This is a genomic window from Streptomyces sp. KL2 (assembly GCF_046529545.1).
Lineage (GTDB): Bacteria > Actinomycetota > Actinomycetes > Streptomycetales > Streptomycetaceae > Streptomyces > Streptomyces radiopugnans.
This window is the reverse complement of sequence record NZ_CP127170.1, coordinates 1,654,096-1,674,033: the sequence shown is the minus strand read 5'-3', so window position 1 is coordinate 1,674,033 and position 19,938 is coordinate 1,654,096. Positions and strand designations below refer to the sequence as shown.

Sequence of the window (19,938 nt, the reverse complement as noted above, 5' to 3'; positions counted from 1 at the left end):
CCGCTCACGCCTTGCGGACCGGAACGTCCCGCACCATCCGCATGTACCGGTCCCAGTCCCAGTGCGGCCCGGGGTCGGTGTGGTCGGTGCCGGGCACCTCGACATGGCCGATGATGTGCTCGCGGTCCCGGGGCAGGCCGTACCGGTCGCATATCCCGGCCGTCAGCGCCGCCGACGCCCGGTAGGTGGCGTCGGTGATCGTCTCCGGACGGTCCACGAAGCCCTCGTGCTCGATGCCGACGCTGCGCTCGTTGTACTCGCGGTTGCCCGCGTGGTAGGCCACGTCCAGCTCCCGCACCATCTGCGTCACCTTCCCGTCGGAGGTGCGCACCACGTAGTGGGTCGCGGCGCGGTGGGACGGATCCTGGAAGACCTTCAGGGCCACCGCGTAGGGGCCCTGGATGACGTGGATCACCACCCGGTCGACGGTGTAGTCGTAGGGCCGGTCGGCCCGCCGCCAGTTCGCCTCGGACGCCGGCAGCCAATCCGCTCCCGGATGGTCCACCTCGCCCTCGGTGCGCGGCCGGTCCACGCCCGGCACCCTCCACCACGTCCGGGCCACCTCGTCGCGGGCCGCGTACCCGAGGGCGCCCAGCCCCACCGCCGCGCCGCCGACCAGCAGGGCGCGGCGGCCGATCGCGGTCCGGGACGTGCGGCCCGTGCCGTCCGCCCGGTGGCTCCTGCGGTGGTCCGGGGCGTTTCTCTCGTTCACAGACCGCACAACGCCCGGGAACGCCCGTACGGTTCCGCCGGGCCGCGCACGGCCCCGTACCCTGGAGGGCGCTATGACTGACACGACCGGTGCGCCCAGCCCCGCCCCCCGCCTCCGCGTCCTCGCCGCCATGTCCGGCGGCGTGGACTCCGCCGTCGCCGCCGCCCGCGCGGTGGAGGCGGGCCACGACGTCACCGGCGTCCACCTCGCCCTCTCGGCGAACCCGCAGTCCTTCCGCACCGGCGCCCGCGGCTGCTGCACGATCGAGGACTCCCGCGACGCCCGCCGCGCCGCCGACGTCATCGGCATCCCCTTCTACGTGTGGGACCTGGCCGAGCGCTTCCGCCAGGACGTGGTGGAGGACTTCGTCGCCGAGTACGAGGCCGGCCGCACCCCCAACCCCTGCCTGCGCTGCAACGAGAAGATCAAGTTCGCCGCGCTGCTGGACAAGGCCCTGGCGCTGGGCTTCGACGCGGTGTGCACCGGCCACTACGCCACCGTCGTCGTCCGCGAGGACGGCACCCGCGAGCTGCACCGCGCCGCCGACGCGGCCAAGGACCAGAGCTATGTGCTGGGCGTGCTGGACGAGCGGCAGCTCGCCCACGCCATGTTCCCCCTCGGCGACACCGCCACCACCAAGGAGGAGATCCGCGCCGAGGCCGAGCGCCGGGGCCTGGCGGTGGCGAAGAAGCCCGACAGCCACGACATCTGCTTCATCGCCGACGGCGACACCCAGGGCTTCCTGGCGAAGCACCTGGGCACCGCCGAGGGCGACATCCTCGACGAGGACGGCAACAAGCTCGGCACCCACACCGGCGCGTACGGCTTCACCGTCGGCCAGCGCAAGGGCCTGCGCATCGGCCACCCCGCCCCCGACGGCAAGCCGCGCTACGTACTGGACATCTCCCCGGTGGACAACACCGTCACCGTCGGCCCGGCCTCCGCCCTGGACGTGGTCGCCCTCAGGGCGATCCGCCCCCGCTGGTGCGGCACCCCGCCCACCGGGCCGGGCGCGTACACCGCCCAGCTGCGCGCCCACGGCGGCGAGACGCCGGTCACCGCCGAACTCGTCGGGGACGAGCTGAAGGTGGCCTTCACCGAGCCGGTGCGCGGCGTGGCCCCGGGCCAGGCGATCGTCCTCTACGACGGCACCCGCGTGGTCGGCTCGGCCACCATCGCCGCCACCGAGCGCCGCGGGGCGGCCGCCGCCACCCGGTAACCCCGGGCTGCCCGACGGACGTCAGACCATCTGCAGCGGGCGGTGCGGGCCGTCCGGCAGCTCGACCCCGATCGCGTCGCCGGGGCGCACCGTGCCGCCCGTCCGCACGACGCCCATCACCCCGGCCCTGCGCACCACGTTGCCGTCCTCGTCGCGGCCGACGACCCGCTTCAGCAGACCCCGCTGGAAGCCGTCGATCTGCGAGCACGGGTTGCGCAGGCCGGTGACCTCGACGACCGCCTCGGCGCCGATGCGCAGCAGCGTGCCGGTGGGCAGGCCGAGCAGGTCGAGACCGCGGGTGGTGATGTTCTCACCCAGTTCACCGGGCTTCACGGTGAAGCCCGCCTCGCCGACCTCGGCGAACAGCTCCTCGTGGATGAGGTGCACCTGCCGGAGGTTCGGCTGGGTGGGGTCCTTGGCGACGCGGTAGCGGTGCTTGACCGTCCGTCCGGCGTGCGCGTCCCCCTCCACCCCGAGCCCGGCCAGCAGTCTGATGCTCTCCCGGTTCGGCTTGCCGAACGAGTGCTCGCCGCTGCTGCTGACCGCGACCACGGTCCCCGTCCCGCCCATGGAGCGGCCCCCTTCGCCGGTGGCGTGTCCCGCCCGGGAGCCTAACCCGGGCGGCCCTGCCGGGCGAGACGGTCGGACGCTCCGGCCTTCGCGCCCTGGACGAGCGAGCGGAAGGCGGTGCGGTCGGTGGTGTCCCCGGGCGGGCCACCGCATCCGTCCACCCTGGTGTCCGCCGCCCGGCGGCGCGGCGGGTGCCGCGTCAGCTCCCGAGGAGCGCGGCGAGGGTGTCGCGCAGCGGGGTGGTGGGGCGGCCGATGAGGCGGGAGAGGTCGCCGGGGGTGTCGCCGAGGTGGCCCGCGGCGATGGCGGCGTCGGTCCCGGCGAGGAACCGGGCCGTCTCCTCGGGCAGCCCGGCGCCGGTGAGCGCCTTGGCGTATCCGTCCGCCGACAGGTCGCGGTAGACGACCTCGGTGCCGGTCAGGTCGGTGAGGACGGCGGCGAAGTCGGCCATGGTCCAGGCGGTGTCGCCGGACAGCTCGTACACGGCGTTCGTGTGGGTGCCGTGGCCGTCGGTTCCCTCGTCGGCCAGGACGGCGGCGGCCGCCGCCGCGTAGTCGGCGCGGGAGGCGGACGCGATCCGGCCGTCTCCGGCGGCCCCGGCGATCATCCCGGTCTTCAGGCCCTGGCGGGCGGCCTGCTCGTAGTTCTCCGTGTACCAGCCGTTGCGCAGCAGGCAGTGGGGCAGGCCAAAGTCGCGCAGGTACTCCTCGGTCTCGCGGTGCTCGGGCGCCACGGGGACGGTGGTGGTGTCGGCGTGCAGGACGCTGGTGTAGACCAGCAGTTCCGCCCCGGCCTCCCCGGCGGCGTCGATGACGGCCCGGTGCTGCGGGACGCGGCGGCCGACCTCGCTGCCGGAGACCAGCAGCACCCGCCGGGCGTCCTCGAACGCGGCGGCCAGGGTGCCGGGCCGGTCGTAGTCGGCCTCCCGCACCCGCACGCCCCGCCGGGCGAGGCCGGCGGCCTTCTCCGGCGAGCGCACGGCTGCGACGACCTGGGACGCGGGCACGCCGCGCTCCAGGAGGGCCTCGACGGTGAGACGGCCGAGCTGTCCGGCGGCTCCGGTGACGACGATCATGGTGTGCTTCCTTGCCGGGGGAGAGGGCCTGGTGCGGCCGGGTACCACGGAGCCCCGGCCTCCATGCCTTCCCCGGCCCGCCGGGCGGGGGCTTACCCGGGACGTCCGGCGGGCACCCGATCGGATCAGCCGGAGGGTGCGGCGAGGGCGCCGCGCCCATACTGACGCCACCGGCCCGACCCCGAGCGACGCGGAGGTCTCCATGGGAACCAAGACCCCATCCGACTCCAGGCTCTCCCGGAACCGCGCCACCCTCGCCCACAAGGTGCGCTACGCGATCGGCCATCCCGAACGCGTCCCCGCCCATCTGCGCCGGGCCGCCCGGGACGCCTGGCTGCGGGCGAAGTACCGTGACGACCACATCGGGTACTACCGGGCCGTGATGGCCTCCGACGCCGCCCGCAGCCCGGAGGCGGCGGTCGGCGGCAGGCCGTCGTACGAGCGCTGGCTGGCCATCGGGCGGATGCAGTTCGACTACCTGCTGGAACACGGGCTGAAGCCGGACGACCGGATGCTGGAGATCGGCTGCGGCAACCTGCGGGCCGGCCGGCTGTTCATCGGCCATCTCCAGCCCGGCCACTACTACGGGGTCGACATATCGCCCCACATCCTGATCGAGGCCGAGCGGACCGTCGTGCGCTACGGACTCCAGGACAAGCTGCCCCACCTGGCGATCGCCGACGATCTGACCTTCGACTTCCTGCCCGAGGGGCACTTCACGGTCGTCCACGCCCACAGCGTCTTCTCCCACTCCCCGCTGGACGTCATCGACCAGTGCCTGGAGAACGTGGGGCGGATCCTCGCCCCGGGCGGCTTCTTCGACTTCACCTTCGACCGCACCGAGGGCCGCGAGCACCACGTGCTGCGCGAGGACTTCTACTACCGCACCGAGACGCTGACCGACCTCGCCGCCAGCCACGGCCTGACGGCGCGCCTCATGGACGACTGGGAGCGGCTCCCGCACGGCCAGTCCAAGATCCGCGTCACCCTTCCGGCGCCGGACCGGGCGGCGGCGGGCGGGACGGAACCGGAGCGCAGTCCCGTGTAGCGCGCGCCGGGGCGGGCGGCGGCGCGGTTCACGGCGCCGGGGCCGGGCTGCCCGCTCCGGCGCCGCCCGCGCCGTGCACGCCGTCCGCACCCGCCCCGTCCGCCCCGCGCGGGTCCTCGCCGGAGAGCAGGACGCCCAGGCCCTCGCGGGTGGCGGCCACCACCACGCGGTCGCCCGGCGTCATCAGGTAGCCGTCGTGCAGCCGCCAGGCGAGGTCGCCGGTGAGGGTGTAGGTGCGGGCGCCGGAGGTGAGGGAGCCCAGATCGGCGCGGCGGCGGTCGGGCGGGGCGGTGTCCAGGGCCAGGATCCGCCAGGAGCCGGGGCGGGACGCCTCGCCTACGGTGCGGCCCTCCAGCAGCCGGTTGCCCGTCACCGACACCGCGGCGAAGACCAGCACCCGGCGGCCGACGGGTATGGCGCCCAGCACCTGGCGGCCCATCATGGCTCCGGCGAAGGCCGGGGCCGCCAGCGCGGAGACGCTGCGGCTGCGGGTCTGCGCCCCGGGATAGGTGTCACGCAGCGTGCGGTAGACGGTGGCGGCGAACTCGTCGTCGAACAGGCGCATCACCACCCGCAGGCCGGGGTTGACCTGGCGGGCGTAGAGCGTGGCCTCCAGGTTGGTGCCGCTGTCGCTGGTCAGTGCCAGCAGGGCGCGGCTGCGCGCTATCCCCGCCTCCTCCAGCACCCCGCCCTCGGTGACGTCGGCGACCAGGGTCGGCACCCGGCGCGCACGGGCGGTGGCGATGCCGCGGGCCTCGTCGTCGCGCTCGATGCACACCACGGGGATGCCCAGTTCCAGCAGCTGGTCCAGCACACGGGTGCCGACCTTGCCCAGGCCCAGCAGGACGACGTGCTTCTCGATGCCGTGCGGCGGGGGCGGCAGGGTGGCCGCCCGGCGGAAGGTGCCGTAGCTCTCCAGCACGACGGCGACCATCAGCGGCAGCAGCGCGGTGCCCGCCAGCCCGCCCAGCAGTTGCAGGACCTGCTCCCCGGTGCTGCCCTCCAGTTCGGGCTCGTTGATGGACATGACGTTGAGCAGGGTGACGTAGGCGGCGTGCAGCGGCGTCTCGCGGGTGACGTACCAGTTCGCGGCGGCGAGCAGGACGACCACCGCGGTGAGCCCGAGCAGGGCGGCCCGCAGCTTCCGGGAGAAGAAGCTGCCCACCGGTAACCGCGGCACGCGGGGAGCGGGGGCGCCGGCCCGGTCGGGGCGGCGGGTGATCGCCTCCAGGACGACGGTGCCGCGCTCGTCCGGCAGCCCTTCCAGCTCGCGCGGGTCGGGCAGCAGTACGGGGCCGTCGTGGTCCTCGGGGTCGGTGTAGACGTCGCCCTCGTCGGAGTCCGGGGAGTCGGGCAGCAGGGCCAGGGTGCACAGCGGGTCGCGGCGGTCGGCGGTGCCCACGGTGCGCTCCTTGGCCCGCAGCAGCAGCCCGCCGGCGTGGATCACCTTGCTGGTGCCGACCACGGCCGCCGCCACCATGGAGGGTGCGGCGGTGTCCGCGTCGGACAGGACGGTGGTGGAGGCGTCCACGGCCCTCTGGTCCAGGCCGGGGACGCGGGCGGCGATGGTCCGGTCGAGCAGGTCCTCCAGATAGCTGCCCAGGGTCCGGTTGAACATCCGGATGACCAGGCGCAGTTCGGGGTTGATACGGCGGGCCCGCAGTGCGGTGTGGATGTTGAGCTGGTCGTCGCCGGAGGTCAGCGCCAGCGCGGCGGCGTGCTCGATGCCCGCCTCCCGCAGCGCCTCGTCGTCGGGCGCCTGCGCCTCCACCGCCCGTACGTCCAGGCACCGGTCGCCGACCAGCGCGGCGATCTGCGGGCCCTGGTCGCCGCCGCGCAGCGAGGGCAGGACGACGGTGACCTTCTGGCCGTAGACGGAGGCGAGCTCGCGCACCAGCCGCTGGGACAGGGAGTTGTCGCCGCACACGACCATGTGGCCGGCCAGGCCGGCCGGTTCGCTCCGGCGCCCGCCCTGCGGCGGGACGGCCGGCCCCGGCACGGGGGGAGTGGGCGGAGGGGACGAGGTGGCCATGACACATCATTCGACCACGTCCGGCGGCCGCCCGGGGAACTCGGCTCCACGGACTCGTCGTGGACGTCAACCACCTGGAACGGGTGGACGGCGGCAGCCTCGCCGTGGGACGGGGAGCGGACCGGACACCGGTGCGGGTGCGGGTGCGGGTGCGGCGCGAGTCCAGGGCGGCGGCCCGGGAGCGCACGCGGCGCGGCGAGGACACCGCTCGCACGCCGGGGCTCTGCTGACGGACGCGGTGCCCGCCGGTGACGGGTGCGGTGCCCGTCGGACGGCCCGCCGGATGGGACGATGGGCCCATGGGAACGCATGTGATCACCGGGGCGGGCTCCGGCATCGGAGCCGAGATCGCCGAGCGCCTGCGGGAGCGGGGCGAGGAGCTGTGGCTGCTGGCGCGGGACGCGGGCCGCGCCAGGGAACTGGCCGAGCGCTTCCCCGGCGCCCGCACCCTCGTCGGAGACCTGGCCGAGCCCGATAGGCTGTCGTGGGCGCTGTCCCACCAGGAGCTGCCGGAGCGGGTGGACTCGCTGCTGCACGTCGCCGGGGTGGTGGACCTGGGGAAGGTCGGGGAGCTGGCGCCGAAGGTCTGGAACGCCACCCTGGCGGTCAACCTCGTCGGCCCCGCCGAGCTGACCCGGCTGCTGCTGCCGCAGATCCGCCTGGCGCACGGCCACGTGGTCTTCGTCAACTCCGGCGCGGGCCTGAACGCCAACGCCGACTGGGGCGCGTACGCGGCCAGCAAGCACGGGCTCAAGGCGCTCGCCGACTCGCTGCGCGCGGAGGAGGGCGGCGCCGGGGTGCGGGTGACCTCCGTCTACCCGGGGCGCACCGCCACGCCGATGCAGGCCAAGGTGCACCGGCAGGAGGGCAGGGAGTACGACCCGGCGCGCTGGATCCCCCCGTCCGCGGTGGCGACCGCCGTCCTCACGGCCCTCGACCTGCCGGCGGGCTCGGAGATCACCGATCTGAGGGTGAGGCCGTCGGCGTGAGGGAGCACGTGTGGGGGGAGGGGGCGGCGACCGGCGTCGGATCGATGCCCGGCACCGACGCCCGGGAGGCCGTGAAGACCGTCACCGGCAGCCTCGAGCACTTCCCGTACCTGCCGGAGCTGCCCGCGCGCGGGCCCGGCGCCGACATGATCGGGCGGACGGCCGGGCTGCTGGTGGAGCTGTACGCCCGCCTGGAGCCCAGCGGCTGGCGGGTCGGCGACGCCCCCGGGCGCGACACCCGGCGGGCCCGGTCCTGGCTGGGGGAGGACCTGGACGCGCTGGAGGAGTTCACCCAGGGCTACACCGGGGCGCTGAAGGTCTCCGCCGTCGGGCCCTGGACGCTGGCGGCCTCGCTGGAGCGCCGCGGCGGCGAGGCGATGCTCGGCGACGCGGGCGCCTGCCGCTACCTGGCCGAGTCCCTGGCCGAGGGGCTGCGGGCCCATCTCGCCGAGGTGCGGCGCAGGGTGCCGGGGGCCAGGCCGGTCCTCCAGCTCGACGAGCCGTCGCTGACGGCGGTGCTGCTGGGCAGGGTGCCCACCGCCAGCGGGTACCGCACCCATCCGGCCGTGGACCGCGGCGTGGCCGAGGGCGCGCTGCGGCAGGTGGTCGAGGCGGTGAGGGAGGCGGGGGGCCCGGCGCCGGAACCGGGGCAGGAGATCCCGGTGGTGGTGCACTCCTGCGCTCCGGGGGTGCCCTTCGGGCTGCTGCGCAGGGCGGGCGCCGCCGGGATCTCCTTCGACCTCTCGCTGCTCACAGAACGTGACGACGAGGCGGTCGGGGAGGCGGTCGAGGCGGGCACGGCGCTGTTCGCCGGGGCGGTCCCGGCGGTGGAGCCGTACTCGAGGGCACTGTCAGACCCTGCCGGTAGCGTCATGGGTGTCAGGACGCTGTGGCGCAGGCTGGGGCTGTCTCCGAAGCTGCTGGCGCGATCGGTGGTCGTCACGCCCGCCTGCGGTCTGGCGGGCGCCTCGCCCGCCTACGCGCGGGCCGCGCTCGCGCACTGTGTCCGGGCCGCACGCTCGCTCGTAAACGACCCTGAGTAACGGGAGGCTTGGATACATGGAGACGGTGAGCCCGGACAGCGAGGCGCGCGAACGGCACGCACGGCTGGCCCGGGAGGTCGACGAGCACCGCTTCCGGTACTACGTGACGACGCCGGTCGTCAGCGACGCCGAGTTCGACGCCCTGATGCGCGAGCTCCAGGAGCTGGAGGCCAGGTACCCGGAGCTGGTCACACCCGACTCGCCGACCCAGAAGGTGGCCGGCTCCTACGAGACGGAGTTCACCGCCGTACAGCACCGCGAGCGGATGCTGTCGCTGGACAACGCCTTCGACGACGAGGAACTGGAGTCCTGGGCCGACCGGATCGCACGCGAACTGGGCGGTGTGCCCTACCACTTCCTGTGCGAGCTGAAGGTGGACGGCCTCGCGGTCAACCTGACGTACGAGCACGGCAGGCTGGTGCGCGCCGCCACCCGCGGCGACGGGCGCACCGGGGAGGACATCACGCCCAACGTCCGCACCATCGCGCAGATCCCCGAGCGGCTGAAGGGGGAGCGCATCCCGGATCTGGTGGAGATCCGCGGGGAGGTGTTCATCCCCATGGAGCGCTTCGAGGAGCTGAACGCGCGGCTGGTCGAGGGGGGCAAGCCGGCGTTCGCCAACCCCCGCAACGCGGCGGCCGGTTCGCTGCGGCAGAAGGATCCCAAGGTCACCGCGGAGCGCCCGCTGCACATGGTGGTGCACGGCATCGGCGCCCGCGAGGGCTTCGACATCGACCGGCTGTCGCACGCCTACGAGCTGCTGCACGAGTGGGGGCTGCCGACCGCCGCGCACGCCAGGGTGGTCGGCTCCGTCGAGGAGGTGCGGGAGTACATCGCGTACTACGGCGCCAACCGGCACTCGGTGGAGCACGAGATCGACGGGGTCGTCGTCAAGCTGGACGAGATCCCCCTCCAGGGGCGGCTGGGCTCCACCTCGCGGGCGCCGCGCTGGGCGATCGCCTGGAAGTACCCGCCCGAGGAGGTCAACACCAGGCTGCTGGACATCAAGGTGAGCATCGGCCGCACCGGGCGGGCCACGCCGTTCGCCGTGGTGGAGCCGGTGACGGTGGCCGGCTCGGAGGTGGAGTTCGCCACCTTGCACAACCAGGACGTGGTCAGGGCCAAGGGCGTGCTGATCGGGGACACCGTCGCGCTGCGCAAGGCGGGTGACGTCATCCCCGAGATCCTGGGCCCCGTCGCCGATCTGCGGGACGGCAGCGAGCGGGAGTTCGTGATGCCCGCCGAGTGCCCCGAGTGCGGCACCGGGCTGAAGCCGGCCAAGGAGGGGGACGTCGATCTGCGCTGCCCCAACGCCCGCTCCTGCCCGGGCCAGTTGCGCGAGCGGCTCTACTACCTGGCGGGGCGCAAGTGCCTGGACATCGAGCACTTCGGGTACGTGGCCGCCACCGCGCTGACCCAGCCGCTGGAGCCGGCCGCACCGCCGCTGCGGGACGAGGGGGATCTGTTCGACCTCACCGTCGAGCAGCTGCTGCCCATCAGGACCTACGTCCTGGACCCGGACAGCGGCCTGCCCAAGCGGGACCCGAAGACGGGGGAGGAGAAGGTCGTCACCTTCTTCGCCAACCTCAGGGGCGAGCCGAAGAAGAACACCCTGGCGATGCTGGAGAACATCCAGGCGGCCAAGGAGCGTCCGCTGGCCAGGATCATCGCGGGGCTGTCGATCCGCCATGTCGGCCCGGTCGCGGCCGAGGCGCTGGCCAGGGAGTTCCGCTCGCTGGACCGGATCGCCGAGGCGTCCGAGGAGGAGCTGGCGGCCACCGAGGGGGTCGGCCCGACCATCGCCGCCTCGCTCAAGGCCTGGTTCGCCGAGGACTGGCACCGCGAGATCGTCGAGAAGTGGCGGGCGGCCGGCGTGCGGATGGAGGAGGAGGGCGGCGCCGAGGAGGGGCCGCGTCCGCTGGAGGGGGTCACCGTGGTGGTCACCGGGACCCTGCGGTCGTACACGCGGGATGGCGCAAAAGAGGCGCTGCAGGGCCTGGGAGCGAAAGTGACCGGTTCTGTTTCAAAGAAGACCGGTTTTGTTGTGGCGGGCGACAGTCCCGGGTCGAAATATGACAAGGCCGTGCAGTTGAAGGTCCCGATCCTGGACGACGACGGTTTCGCCGTCCTGCTGGAGCAGGGACCCGACGCCGCACGGGAGGCCGCCGTCGTTCCCGTCGAGCCCGCCGCGGAGCCGCCCGCACAGTGACGGCGCGTCGGCGGCGGTGGTGTCACCGCCGCCAAATCCCTTTTCGGACAATGCCGTTGACTGAGTGATGAGGAGGGGCCGCGCGGCGCTTATCAGACGGACGCGATCGACCGGTCCGCATTCGGGCAACCCTGAACGATCACTGCCCAGCCGGCCGTCCGCGCCCTACTGTTGACGGGGTGCGCCTGCCGTGGCGTGGGCACCGACGGCTGTGAGAGGGACGCGCATGCAGCACAAACCCCGGGACCGGGGACAGCAGTGGCTCCGCCACGGGCGGCCCCGGCCGGTCACGGCGCCGCCGGGCGAGAGCCCCGACGGCGCGCCGAAGCTGCAGCGCGTCGCCTCCCTGGAGGTGCCCTGGCTCGCCCGCACGGTCGTCGCGGTCGCCGCCGCCGCGCTGGCCGCCGGGGTCCACCGGGTGGTCTCCGAGGGGCACGCCCTCTTCCCCAGCGGCACGGCGGGCTGGTCCTTCGCCGTCCTCACCGGCCTCATCGTCGGACACCTCGTCGCCCTCGGCCGCGACCGCTGGTGGGGCGGCACCGGCTCCGGCGCCGCCCTCACCCTGGCCATCCTGCTGCTGTACGGCTGGATCCCGGCCACCCTGGTCAGCCTCGCGGTGGTGGTCCTGGTCGGCGCGGCCCGGCGGCACCGCTGGCGCCAGGCGCTGCGGCACGGCGCGGTGGACATCCTCGGCATCGGCGCCGCGGCGCTGTGCCTGGCGGCCTTCGGCGTGCACCCCTCGGTGGAGGAGCCCTGGCGCCCGGCCGCCTGGAGCGTGTACGCGCTCCCCGAGGTCCTGCTCGCCGCCGCCGCCTACCTGCTCGTCACCCGGACGCTGCTGTGGTACATCCTGGCCCCGCGCCAGGGAGGACTGCCCACCGTCGCCCGCACCGCCCTGGTGCGGCAGGGGCTGGTCGCCCTCGCCCTGCTGGCCATCTCCCCGCTGATCGTCGTGGTCGCCGTCCACATGCCGCTGCTGCTGCCGCTGTTCTCGGTACCGCTGATCGCCCTGGACTCCGCCCTGTGGATCGCCCGGGCCCGCGCCGAGGAGCAGCTGCGCGACCCCCTCACCGGGCTCGCCAACCGCCAGTGGCTGCTGGAGCGCACCTGGTCCGCCCTGGACGAGGCCGACCGGCTGGGCGCCCGCTCCGCCCTCGTCCTCATCGACCTCGACCGCTTCCGGTCGGTCAACGACACCCTCGGCCACCTGGCGGGCGACCGGCTGCTGCTGCAGATCGCCGACCGGCTGCGGACGGCGCTGCCCCGCGGCGCCGAGGTGGCCCGGCTCGGCGGCGACGAGTTCGCCGTACTGCTCCCGTTCGCCGACTCGCCCACCAGCGCCCAGCGCGTCGCCCGCGCGCTCGTCTGCGCCCTCGGCTCGCCGCTGGACCTGGACGGGCTGACCCTGGAGCTGGAGGCCAGCGCGGGGGTCGCGGTCTTCCCCGACCACGCCGGTGAGGCCGAGGGCCTGCTGCGCCGCGCCGACGTCGCGATGTACCAGGCCAAGCGCGACCGCAGCGGAGTGGAGGTCTACGAGGCCACCCGCGACGGCAACACACCCGACCGGCTGGGCCTGCTGGGCGATCTGCGCCGCGCCCTGGACGCGGGCGAGGTCGAGCTGCACTACCAGCCCAAGGTCGCCTTCGACGGCTCGGTCTGCGGCCTGGAGGCACTGGTCCGCTGGGTGCACCCGGAGCGGGGCAGGGTGCCCCCGGACGAGTTCATCGCCATCGCCGAGTCCTCCGGCCTGATGCCGCGCCTGACCGACTACGTGCTGGAGACCGCGCTCGCCCAGGTCGCCCGCTGGCGGTCCTGGGGCCTGACCGTGCCGGTCGCCGTCAACGTCTCGCCCCGCGACGTCCACAGCCCCGGCTTCGCCGGATCGGTGGCCGCCCGGCTGGCCCGGCACGGCGTCCCGGCCGGGGCGCTCCAGCTGGAGATCACCGAGCACGTCCTGCTGGAGGACCCGCAGCAGGCCGCCGACACCCTCGCCGCGCTCACCGGCCACGGCGTGCGGATGTCCCTGGACGACTTCGGCACCGGCTACTCCTCCCTGGTGCACCTGCGGAGGCTGCCGGTGAGCGAGCTGAAGATCGACCGCTCCTTCGTGGCACGCCTCGCGGTGGACGCCGAGGACGCCGAGATCGTGCGCTGCACGGTGGACCTCGCGCACTCCCTCGGCCTGCTCGTCGTCGCCGAGGGAGTGGAGGACGACGAGACCTGGGAGCGCCTGCGCGACCTGGGCTGCGACGCCGTGCAGGGCTGGCTGGTGTCGGCCGCGATGCCCCCGTCCGAGGCGACCGCCTGGCTGCGGGCGCGCGACGGGGCGCCGCCCCCGGTCGAGGCGGCGCACCCCGCGCTGCCGGGACCGGCCGGGAGGACCGCCCCGGGACACCGAGGACAGCCCGCGCGGTAGGCGCGCGGGCCCCTCCGGGCGCCCGGGCGGGGCGGAGGCCGCCTCCGCCCCCGTCCCCGGCACCGCCGTGCGCCGCGGCCAAACTGTTAGCATGCTGTTCTGCCCTCCGGGCAGCGGTCAGGACTTGGCCGCGCCCCGGCCGGAAGGCCGGGGGGGAAGCCGTCCCGCTCAGGAGACGGAGGAGTCACAGGATCGGGGCGGAAGGCGGAAGAGTCCGCCGAGCCCCGAAGGATCCACCACTCACCCCGAGGAATCGCTGCATGCCTGGCATCACGCGCGAGGAGGTCGCCCACCTCGCCCGGCTGGCACGTCTGGAGCTGAAGGACGAAGAGCTCGACCACTTCGCCGGACAGCTCGACGACATCATCGGCGCGGTCGCCCGCGTCTCCGACGTCGCCGACGAGGACGTACCGCCGACCTCCCACCCGCTGCCGCTGACCAACGTCATGCGCCCGGACGAGGTCCGTCCGTCGCTGACCCCGGAGCAGGCGCTCTCCGGCGCCCCCGCCCAGGAGCAGCAGCGTTTCAAGGTGCCGCAGATCCTGGGGGAGGAGTGAACGCCGTGACGCATTCGAGCGATCTGACCAGGCTCACCGCGGCCGAGACCGCCGCGAGGATCGCCTCCGGCCAGGCGAGCGCCGTCGAGGTGACCGAGGCCCACCTCGCCCGCATCGAGGCCGTGGACGAGAAGGTGCACGCCTTCCTCCACGTGGACCGCGAGGGCGCGCTGGCCCGTGCCCGCACCGTGGACGCCAAGCGCTCCCGCGGCGAGAGGCTCGGCCCGCTGGCCGGCGTCCCGCTCGCGCTCAAGGACATCTTCACCACCGAGGGCGTGCCCACCACGGTCGGCTCGAAGATCCTCGAGGGCTGGATCCCGCCGTACGACGCCACGCTCACCAAGCGGCTCAAGGCCGCCGACGTGGTGATCCTGGGCAAGACCAACATGGACGAGTTCGCCATGGGCTCCTCCACGGAGAACAGCGCCTACGGCCCGACCGGCAACCCGTGGGACCTCACCCGCATCCCGGGCGGCTCCGGCGGCGGCTCCTCGGCGGCGCTCGCCTCCTACCAGGCCCCGCTGGCCATCGGCACCGACACCGGCGGCTCCATCCGCCAGCCGGCGGCCGTCACCGGCACCGTCGGCGTCAAGCCGACCTACGGTGCCGTCTCCCGCTACGGCATGGTCGCCTTCTCCTCCTCCCTCGACCAGGGCGGGCCCTGTGCCCGCACCGTCCTGGACGCGGCCCTGCTGCACGAGGCGATCGCCGGGCACGACCCGCTGGACTCCACCTCCATCGACGCCCCCGTCCCGCCGGTGGTCGAGGCCGCCCGCAACGGGAACGTCAAGGGCCTGCGCGTCGGCGTGGTCAGGGAGTTCGCGGGCGAGGGCTACCAGGCCGGGGTCATGCAGCGCTTCAATGAGTCGGTGGAGCTGCTGCGCGAGCTGGGCGCCGAGATCGTCGAGATCTCCTGCCCGTCCTTCGACAAGGCGCTGGCGGCCTACTACCTGATCGCGCCGTCGGAGTGCTCCTCCAACCTGGCCCGCTTCGACGCCATGCGCTACGGCCTGCGCGTCGGCGACGACGGCACCCGCTCGGCGGAGGAGGTCACCTCCCTCACCCGCGAGGCCGGCTTCGGCCCCGAGGTCAAGCGCCGCATCATGCTGGGCACCTACGCGCTGTCCTCCGGCTACTACGACGCCTACTACGGCTCCGCCCAGAAGGTGCGCACCCTGATCAAGCGCGACTTCGACGCCGCCTTCGAGAGGGTGGACGTGCTGGTCTCGCCGACTACGCCGACCACCGCGTTCCCCATCGGGGAGCGGGCCGACGACCCGATGGCCATGTACCTGGCGGACCTGTGCACCATCCCGTCCAACCTGGCGGGCAACGCGGCCATGTCGCTGCCGTGCGGCCTGGCCCCCGAGGACGGGCTCCCGGTGGGCCTGCAGATCATCGCCCCCGCCATGGCCGACGACCGGCTCTACCGTGTCGGAGCGGCGGTCGAGGCCGCGTACCACGCACGCTGGGGGCACCCGCTGCTGGAGGAGGCACCCTCGCTGTGAGCGTCGCACGTGCGGCCACCGGGCCGCAGACGACATACGGAGCCGCACCTCTGCGCCGCGCGGGCGGAGAAGCGAATGGAGACAGGCTGTGAGCGCGCTGAAGAAGGCCAAGGGGTTCAAGAAGTCCCGGCCCGGCCTGTACCTGTCCATCGGCACCTCGCTCTTCGGCGCCGTCGGCGTCGTCAAGCAGATGCAGCTCGCCCGGCGGGAGGACGACAAGCTCCAGCTCCTGGACGCGATCGTCTCCGGCGCCGCGATCCTGACCAGCGTCGCCATCCTCGTCCGCGAGGTGCGGCGCCTGGACATCGACGACGTCCTCGCCGACGACTGACCGCAGCGCCTGAAAGGTTTGACTTTCCGTGACTGTCACCGAACTGGTGTCGTACGAGGACGCGCTGGCCTCCTACGACCCCGTCATGGGCCTTGAGGTCCATGTCGAACTGGGCACCAGGACCAAGATGTTCTGCGGCTGCTCCACCGCGCTGGGCGCCGAGCCCAACACGCAGACGTGCCCCGTCTGCCTCGGACTGCCCGGCTCGCTGCCGGTGGTCAACGCCACCGCGGTGGAGTCCGCCGTGCGCATCGGCCTCGCGCTGAACTGCGAGATCGCCCAGTGGTGCCGCTTCGCCCGGAAGAACTACTTCTATCCGGACATGCCGAAGAACTTCCAGATCTCCCAGTACGACGAGCCGATCGCCTTCGACGGCTACCTGGACGTCCAGCTGGAGGACGGGGAGGTCTTCCGCGTCGGGATCGAGCGCGCCCACATGGAGGAGGACACCGGCAAGTCCACCCACATCGGCGGTGCCACCGGGCGCATCCACGGCGCCGTGCACTCGCTGCTGGACTACAACCGCGCCGGCATCCCCCTGATCGAGATCGTCACCAAGCCGATCACCGGCGCAGGCGAGCGCGCGCCGGAGGTGGCCAAGGCGTACGTCGCCGAGCTGCGCGAACTCATCCGGGCCCTCGGGGTGTCCGAGGCCCGGATGGAGATGGGCCAGATGCGCTGCGACGTCAACCTGTCGCTGCGGCCGCACGGCACCGAGACGTTCGGCACCCGTTCGGAGACCAAGAACGTCAACTCGCTGCGCAGCGTGGAGCGGGCCACCCGCTTCGAGATCCAGCGCCACGCCGCGGTACTGGGCTCGGGCGGGACGATCGTCCAGGAGACCCGCCACTTCCACGAGGACGACGGCTCCACCACCTCCGGCCGGGTCAAGGAGGAGGCGGAGGACTACCGCTACTTCCCCGAGCCGGACCTGGTGCCCGTCGCGCCCGCGCGCGAGTGGGTGGAGGAGCTGCGGGCCGGGCTGCCCGAGCTGCCGCGCCTGCGCCGCAACCGGCTGCGCGAGGAGTGGGGCATCTCCGAGCACGAGATGCAGTCCGTCCTCAACGCCGGCGCCATCGACCTGATCACCGCCACCATCGACGCCGGGGCCCCGGCCGACCAGGCCCGCAAGTGGTGGATGGGCGAGCTGGCCCGCCGGGCGAACGAGCAGGGCACCGAGCTGTCCGCCCTGCCGATCACCCCGGCGCAGGTCGCCCGGGTGTGCGAGCTGGTCGCCGACGGCTCCCTCAACGACAAGCTGGCCCGTCAGGTCATCGAGGGCGTCCTCGCCGGTGAGGGCGAGCCGGACGAGGTCGTTGAGAAGCGCGGTCTGAAGGTCGTCTCGGACACCGGCGCGCTGAGCGCGGCCGTGGACGAGGCGATCGCCGCCAACGAGGCGATCGCCGAGAAGATCCGCGGCGGCAAGGTGGCCGCGGCGGGCGCCCTCGTCGGAGCCGTCATGAAGGCCACCCGCGGCCAGGCGGACGCCGCCCGGGTGCGCGAACTCATCCTGGAGAAGCTGGGCGTGCAGGGCTGACGCCCGCCCGGCCGCCGCGGCCCGGCCCCCGCACTCCCCGTCCGGGAGCGCGGGGGCCGGGCCGTCCGCCGTGTCCGGGGCCGGTGTCCGGGTCAGGCCGACTTCGGTGCGGAACCGCGGGTCCTGATCAGGACGTGCCCGGAGGAGAGGTCGATCGGGCCGCGCCCCGGATCGTGGCTGCCCTCCTCCACCCGGGTGTTCTCCAGTCGCCTGCGCTCGTCGTCGGCGTGGCGGCGCCCGGGGCTGAACAGCTCCTCGATCAGGTTGAACATCAACTGACCTCCAGCTTCAGGATGCGGTCGTCGTCCTCGGCGGGCGTACCGCGCGAGTCGGTCTCACTGGTCACCAGCCACAGCCCGTCGCCGCCGTCGGAGACGACCGTCCGCAACCGCCCGTACTCACCTTCCAGGAACGCCTGTGGCTCCGCCACCCTTTTCGCGCCGTCCAGGGGAACGCGCCACAGCCGCTCCCCCCGCAGCGACGCCATCCACACCGACCCCTCGGCGACGGCGATGCCGCTGGGGGAGGCCTCGGCGGGCCTCCACTGCGCCACGGGGTCGATGAAGCCCTCCTCGCCGGCCTCGCCCTCCACCTCGGGCCAGCCGTAGTTGCCGCCGGGCCGGATCAGGTTGAGCTCGTCCCAGGTGTTCTGGCCGAACTCCGCCGCCCACAGCCGCCCTTCCGCGTCCCAGGCCAGCCCCTGGACGTTGCGGTGGCCCCAGGAGTAGACGACCGAGTCCGCCTCGGGGTTGCCGCGGCCGGGAGGTTCACCCTCCGGCGTCATGCGCAGGATCTTGCCGCCGAGGGACTCCCTGTCCTGGGCGAGGCTCCGGTCGCCGGAGTCGCCGGTGCCCACGTAGAGCATCCGGTCCGGGCCGAAGGCGATCCGGCCGCCGTTGTGGACCATCCCCTTGGGGATGCCGCGCAGGACCGTGCTGGGCGCGCCGAGGCGGTTGCCCTCCTCCTTGCCGGCGTCGTAGAGCATGCGCACGACCCGGTTGTCGGAGGCGCTGGTGAAGTACGCGTAGACGTAGCGGTCCTCGGCGAAGTCGGGTGACACGGCGATGCCCAGCAGGCCGCCCTCGCCGCCCGGCTCGACCCCGGGCACCGAGCCCAGCTCGGTGGCCTTCCCGTCCTCCGGGTCGATCAGCGAGATCGTGCCCTCGTCCCGGGAGGAGACCAGCAGGCCGCCGTCGGGCAGCGGAGCGAGCCCCCAGGGGGAGTCCAGGTTCTCCGCCACGGTGCCGGTGACCTCGGCCGAACCCTCGGCGGGCGCTGCGGAGGGGCCGGGGGAGCGGGACCCGCCGGGGGAGGGGGAGGAGGTGGCGCCGGTGCGCTCCGGGGCGCCGTCACCGGATCCGCCGTCCGAGCAGCCCGCCGCGAGCAGGGCGAGCCCGGCGAGGGCGGCGGCGGCCTTGCGCAGCGGCGGTCGCGGGTGCGGACGTACGGGCAGGGGACGGCTTCGCAGCATCGGTGCGCCTTTCGACTACGGACAGCTCTCGGCCGGCGGTGCGCGGTCCGGTCGTGCGCGGTGTGCGCCGCCGGCCCGTACACCCGACCGTACGACGGAAAGGCGCCGGGTGTGCCCGTCTCAGTCCCACGACCCCTGCGCGGGGGGCAGCGCCGCTATCTCCGCCAGGTCCCGCGCGGTCAGCTCCAGACGCGCCGCCGCCGCGTTCTCCACCGCCCAGCGCTCCTTCTTGGCGCCCGGCACCGGTACCACGTGCCGCCCCTGGGCCAGCAGCCAGGCCAGGGCCACCTGCGCCGGGGTGGCGTCGCCGTGCCGGGCGGCGACGCGCCGCAGCCCGGCGACGATCGGCTGGTTGGCGGCCATCATCTCGGCTGTGAACCTTGGATGCCGGGCGCGTACGTCGTCGCGCTCGAAGCCGCCGCCCGGGGTGAGGGTGCCGGTCAGGAAGCCGCTGCCCAGCGGCATCGCCGCCAGGAGGCCGATCCCGCGCGCCTCGCACCACGGCAGCAGCGAGACCAGGGCCTCGGGGGACCACACCGACAGTTCGGCCTCCACACAACCGACCGGGAAGACCTGCTGGATCCGCTCCAGCTGCCGGATCGTTCCGGCGTACGCGGGCGCGTCGGAGCCGCGGCGCCGATCCCGCGCGCCCACCGCGCACAGCCCCAGCGAGCGCACCTTGCCGGCCGCGACCAGTTCGGCCATCGCGCCCCAGGTCTCCTCCACCGGCACCTCGGGATCGGCGCGGTGGAGCTGGTAGAGGTCGATCACATCGGTCTGCAGCCGGCGCAGCGAGGCGTCGCAGGCGCGCTTCACATAGCCGGGGCGCCCGTTGGCGACGATGTGCTGCTCGCCGACGAGGAGGCCGCACTTGGTGGAGACGAACACGTCCGCGCGGCGCCGCCGCAGCACCCGGCCCAGCAGCAGCTCGTTGGTGAACGGCCCGTACATGTCGGCGGTGTCCAGCAGCGTCACCCCGCTGTCCAGGGCCGCGTGCACCGTGCGCAGCGAGGACTCGCCGTCCCGCTCGGACGCGGTGTAGGCCCAGCTCATCGGCATGCAGCCGAGCCCGATGGCACCCACCTCCAGTGCCCCCGCACCGATTGTCCTGCGCTCCACCTGGACGTGCTCCCTCCTCGCCCCCGCGGGGTCGCCCCCGTAGGGCGCTCCCAACCTAACGGGTGCCTCCCGGCGCCTCCGCACAGCCTCCGGATAGCCTCT

18 protein-coding genes are annotated in these 19,938 nt (G+C 73.9%); 11 read left to right on the top strand and 7 right to left on the bottom strand.

The features are described from left to right. Window positions 1–4 precede the first annotated feature (4 nt). Window positions 5–637 (bottom strand): N-acetylmuramoyl-L-alanine amidase, encoded by a 633-nt coding sequence (locus tag QPK52_RS07450; protein ID WP_410540244.1) that lies wholly within the window; start codon window positions 635–637, stop codon window positions 5–7. A gap of 148 nt (window positions 638–785) precedes the next feature. Here QPK52_RS07450 and mnmA point away from each other — a divergent pair, with 148 nt between their 5' ends. Next, window positions 786–1,931 (top strand): tRNA 2-thiouridine(34) synthase MnmA, encoded by a 1,146-nt coding sequence (gene mnmA / locus QPK52_RS07445; RefSeq protein ID WP_410536318.1) that lies wholly within the window; start codon window positions 786–788, stop codon window positions 1,929–1,931. A 21-nt stretch (window positions 1,932–1,952) separates the two neighbouring features. Here the strand turns inward: mnmA and QPK52_RS07440 are convergent, their stop codons facing one another. Both QPK52_RS07440 and QPK52_RS07435 read right to left on the bottom strand, forming a co-directional pair. Beyond that, window positions 1,953–2,501 (bottom strand): MOSC domain-containing protein, encoded by a 549-nt coding sequence (locus tag QPK52_RS07440; RefSeq protein ID WP_410536316.1) that lies wholly within the window; start codon window positions 2,499–2,501, stop codon window positions 1,953–1,955. 199 nt (window positions 2,502–2,700) lie between these two features. Beyond that, on the bottom strand, window positions 2,701–3,576 hold the full coding sequence (locus QPK52_RS07435) for an SDR family oxidoreductase (protein WP_410536314.1): 876 nt from the start codon (window positions 3,574–3,576) through the stop codon (window positions 2,701–2,703). 202 nt (window positions 3,577–3,778) lie between these two features. On the opposite strand from QPK52_RS07435, the gene QPK52_RS07430 reads away from it, so the two are divergent. Next, entirely contained in the window at window positions 3,779–4,624 is an 846-nt protein-coding gene (locus tag QPK52_RS07430; protein WP_410536312.1) for a class I SAM-dependent methyltransferase, read from the top strand. Between the two features lie 28 nt (window positions 4,625–4,652). On the opposite strand, the gene QPK52_RS07425 is transcribed toward QPK52_RS07430, so the two are convergent. Next, window positions 4,653–6,656 carry an NAD-binding protein gene (locus tag QPK52_RS07425; RefSeq protein WP_410536310.1) on the bottom strand — a complete coding sequence of 668 codons (2,004 nt, stop codon included), beginning with the start codon at window positions 6,654–6,656 and terminating at the stop codon, window positions 4,653–4,655. 59 nt (window positions 6,657–6,715) lie between these two features. Between QPK52_RS07425 and QPK52_RS07420 the strand changes: the two genes are divergently transcribed. The 9 genes from QPK52_RS07420 to gatB all read left to right on the top strand — a co-directional run bounded on the left by QPK52_RS07420 (window position 6,716) and on the right by gatB (window position 17,246). Then, window positions 6,716–6,886 carry a hypothetical protein gene (locus QPK52_RS07420; RefSeq protein WP_410536308.1) on the top strand — a complete coding sequence of 57 codons (171 nt, stop codon included), beginning with the start codon at window positions 6,716–6,718 and terminating at the stop codon, window positions 6,884–6,886. Between the two features lie 69 nt (window positions 6,887–6,955). Beyond that, window positions 6,956–7,645, top strand: coding sequence for an SDR family oxidoreductase (locus QPK52_RS07415; RefSeq protein ID WP_410536307.1), 690 nt, complete (start codon window positions 6,956–6,958; stop codon window positions 7,643–7,645). A gap of 44 nt (window positions 7,646–7,689) precedes the next feature. Then, window positions 7,690–8,688 (top strand): methionine synthase, encoded by a 999-nt coding sequence (locus QPK52_RS07410; protein WP_410540243.1) that lies wholly within the window; start codon window positions 7,690–7,692, stop codon window positions 8,686–8,688. Between the two features lie 16 nt (window positions 8,689–8,704). Continuing rightward, entirely contained in the window at window positions 8,705–10,897 is a 2,193-nt protein-coding gene (gene ligA / locus QPK52_RS07405) for an NAD-dependent DNA ligase LigA (protein ID WP_410536305.1), read from the top strand. A gap of 226 nt (window positions 10,898–11,123) precedes the next feature. Further along, entirely contained in the window at window positions 11,124–13,313 is a 2,190-nt protein-coding gene (locus QPK52_RS07400) for a putative bifunctional diguanylate cyclase/phosphodiesterase (RefSeq protein ID WP_410536303.1), read from the top strand. Window positions 13,314–13,573: 260 nt separating this feature from the next. Next, window positions 13,574–13,870, top strand: a complete 297-nt coding sequence (gene gatC, locus QPK52_RS07395) for an Asp-tRNA(Asn)/Glu-tRNA(Gln) amidotransferase subunit GatC (protein ID WP_031505700.1) — start codon at window positions 13,574–13,576, stop codon at window positions 13,868–13,870. 5 nt (window positions 13,871–13,875) lie between these two features. Beyond that, the gene (gatA, locus tag QPK52_RS07390) at window positions 13,876–15,378 is read left to right on the top strand and encodes an Asp-tRNA(Asn)/Glu-tRNA(Gln) amidotransferase subunit GatA (protein WP_410536301.1); all 1,503 of its coding nucleotides are present in this window, start codon (window positions 13,876–13,878) and stop codon (window positions 15,376–15,378) included. Window positions 15,379–15,466: 88 nt separating this feature from the next. Continuing rightward, the gene (locus tag QPK52_RS07385; protein WP_410536300.1) at window positions 15,467–15,709 is read left to right on the top strand and encodes a hypothetical protein; all 243 of its coding nucleotides are present in this window, start codon (window positions 15,467–15,469) and stop codon (window positions 15,707–15,709) included. Window positions 15,710–15,737: 28 nt separating this feature from the next. Continuing rightward, window positions 15,738–17,246 (top strand): Asp-tRNA(Asn)/Glu-tRNA(Gln) amidotransferase subunit GatB, encoded by a 1,509-nt coding sequence (gatB, locus tag QPK52_RS07380; RefSeq protein ID WP_237880604.1) that lies wholly within the window; start codon window positions 15,738–15,740, stop codon window positions 17,244–17,246. A gap of 92 nt (window positions 17,247–17,338) precedes the next feature. On the opposite strand, the gene QPK52_RS07375 is transcribed toward gatB, so the two are convergent. The 3 genes from QPK52_RS07375 to QPK52_RS07365 form a co-directional block, all read right to left on the bottom strand. Continuing rightward, entirely contained in the window at window positions 17,339–17,518 is a 180-nt protein-coding gene (locus QPK52_RS07375; protein WP_093663295.1) for a DUF6191 domain-containing protein, read from the bottom strand. Continuing rightward, entirely contained in the window at window positions 17,518–18,717 is a 1,200-nt protein-coding gene (locus QPK52_RS07370) for a PQQ-dependent sugar dehydrogenase (RefSeq protein ID WP_410536297.1), read from the bottom strand. The genes QPK52_RS07375 and QPK52_RS07370 overlap by 1 nt, the downstream gene beginning before the upstream one ends. A gap of 120 nt (window positions 18,718–18,837) precedes the next feature. Next, on the bottom strand, window positions 18,838–19,836 hold the full coding sequence (locus tag QPK52_RS07365; RefSeq protein WP_410536296.1) for an aldo/keto reductase: 999 nt from the start codon (window positions 19,834–19,836) through the stop codon (window positions 18,838–18,840). Window positions 19,837–19,938: the final 102 nt, after the last annotated feature.

Bases quoted from the DNA above. Each gene is read 5' to 3' on its own strand.
- mnmA (WP_410536318.1), top strand. From the start codon at position 786: ATGACTGACACGACCGGTGCGCCCAGCCCCGCCCCCCGCCTCCGCGTC.
- QPK52_RS07440 (WP_410536316.1), bottom strand. From the start codon at position 2,501: ATGGGCGGGACGGGGACCGTGGTCGCGGTCAGCAGCAGCGGCGAGCAC.
- QPK52_RS07435 (WP_410536314.1), bottom strand. From the start codon at position 3,576: ATGATCGTCGTCACCGGAGCCGCCGGACAGCTCGGCCGTCTCACCGTC.
- QPK52_RS07430 (WP_410536312.1), top strand. From the start codon at position 3,779: ATGGGAACCAAGACCCCATCCGACTCCAGGCTCTCCCGGAACCGCGCC.
- QPK52_RS07425 (WP_410536310.1), bottom strand. From the start codon at position 6,656: ATGGCCACCTCGTCCCCTCCGCCCACTCCCCCCGTGCCGGGGCCGGCC.
- QPK52_RS07415 (WP_410536307.1), top strand. From the start codon at position 6,956: ATGGGAACGCATGTGATCACCGGGGCGGGCTCCGGCATCGGAGCCGAG.
- QPK52_RS07410 (WP_410540243.1), top strand. From the start codon at position 7,690: ATGCCCGGCACCGACGCCCGGGAGGCCGTGAAGACCGTCACCGGCAGC.
- ligA (WP_410536305.1), top strand. From the start codon at position 8,705: ATGGAGACGGTGAGCCCGGACAGCGAGGCGCGCGAACGGCACGCACGG.
- QPK52_RS07400 (WP_410536303.1), top strand. From the start codon at position 11,124: ATGCAGCACAAACCCCGGGACCGGGGACAGCAGTGGCTCCGCCACGGG.
- gatC (WP_031505700.1), top strand. From the start codon at position 13,574: ATGCCTGGCATCACGCGCGAGGAGGTCGCCCACCTCGCCCGGCTGGCA.
- QPK52_RS07375 (WP_093663295.1), bottom strand. From the start codon at position 17,518: ATGTTCAACCTGATCGAGGAGCTGTTCAGCCCCGGGCGCCGCCACGCC.
- QPK52_RS07370 (WP_410536297.1), bottom strand. From the start codon at position 18,717: ATGCTGCGAAGCCGTCCCCTGCCCGTACGTCCGCACCCGCGACCGCCG.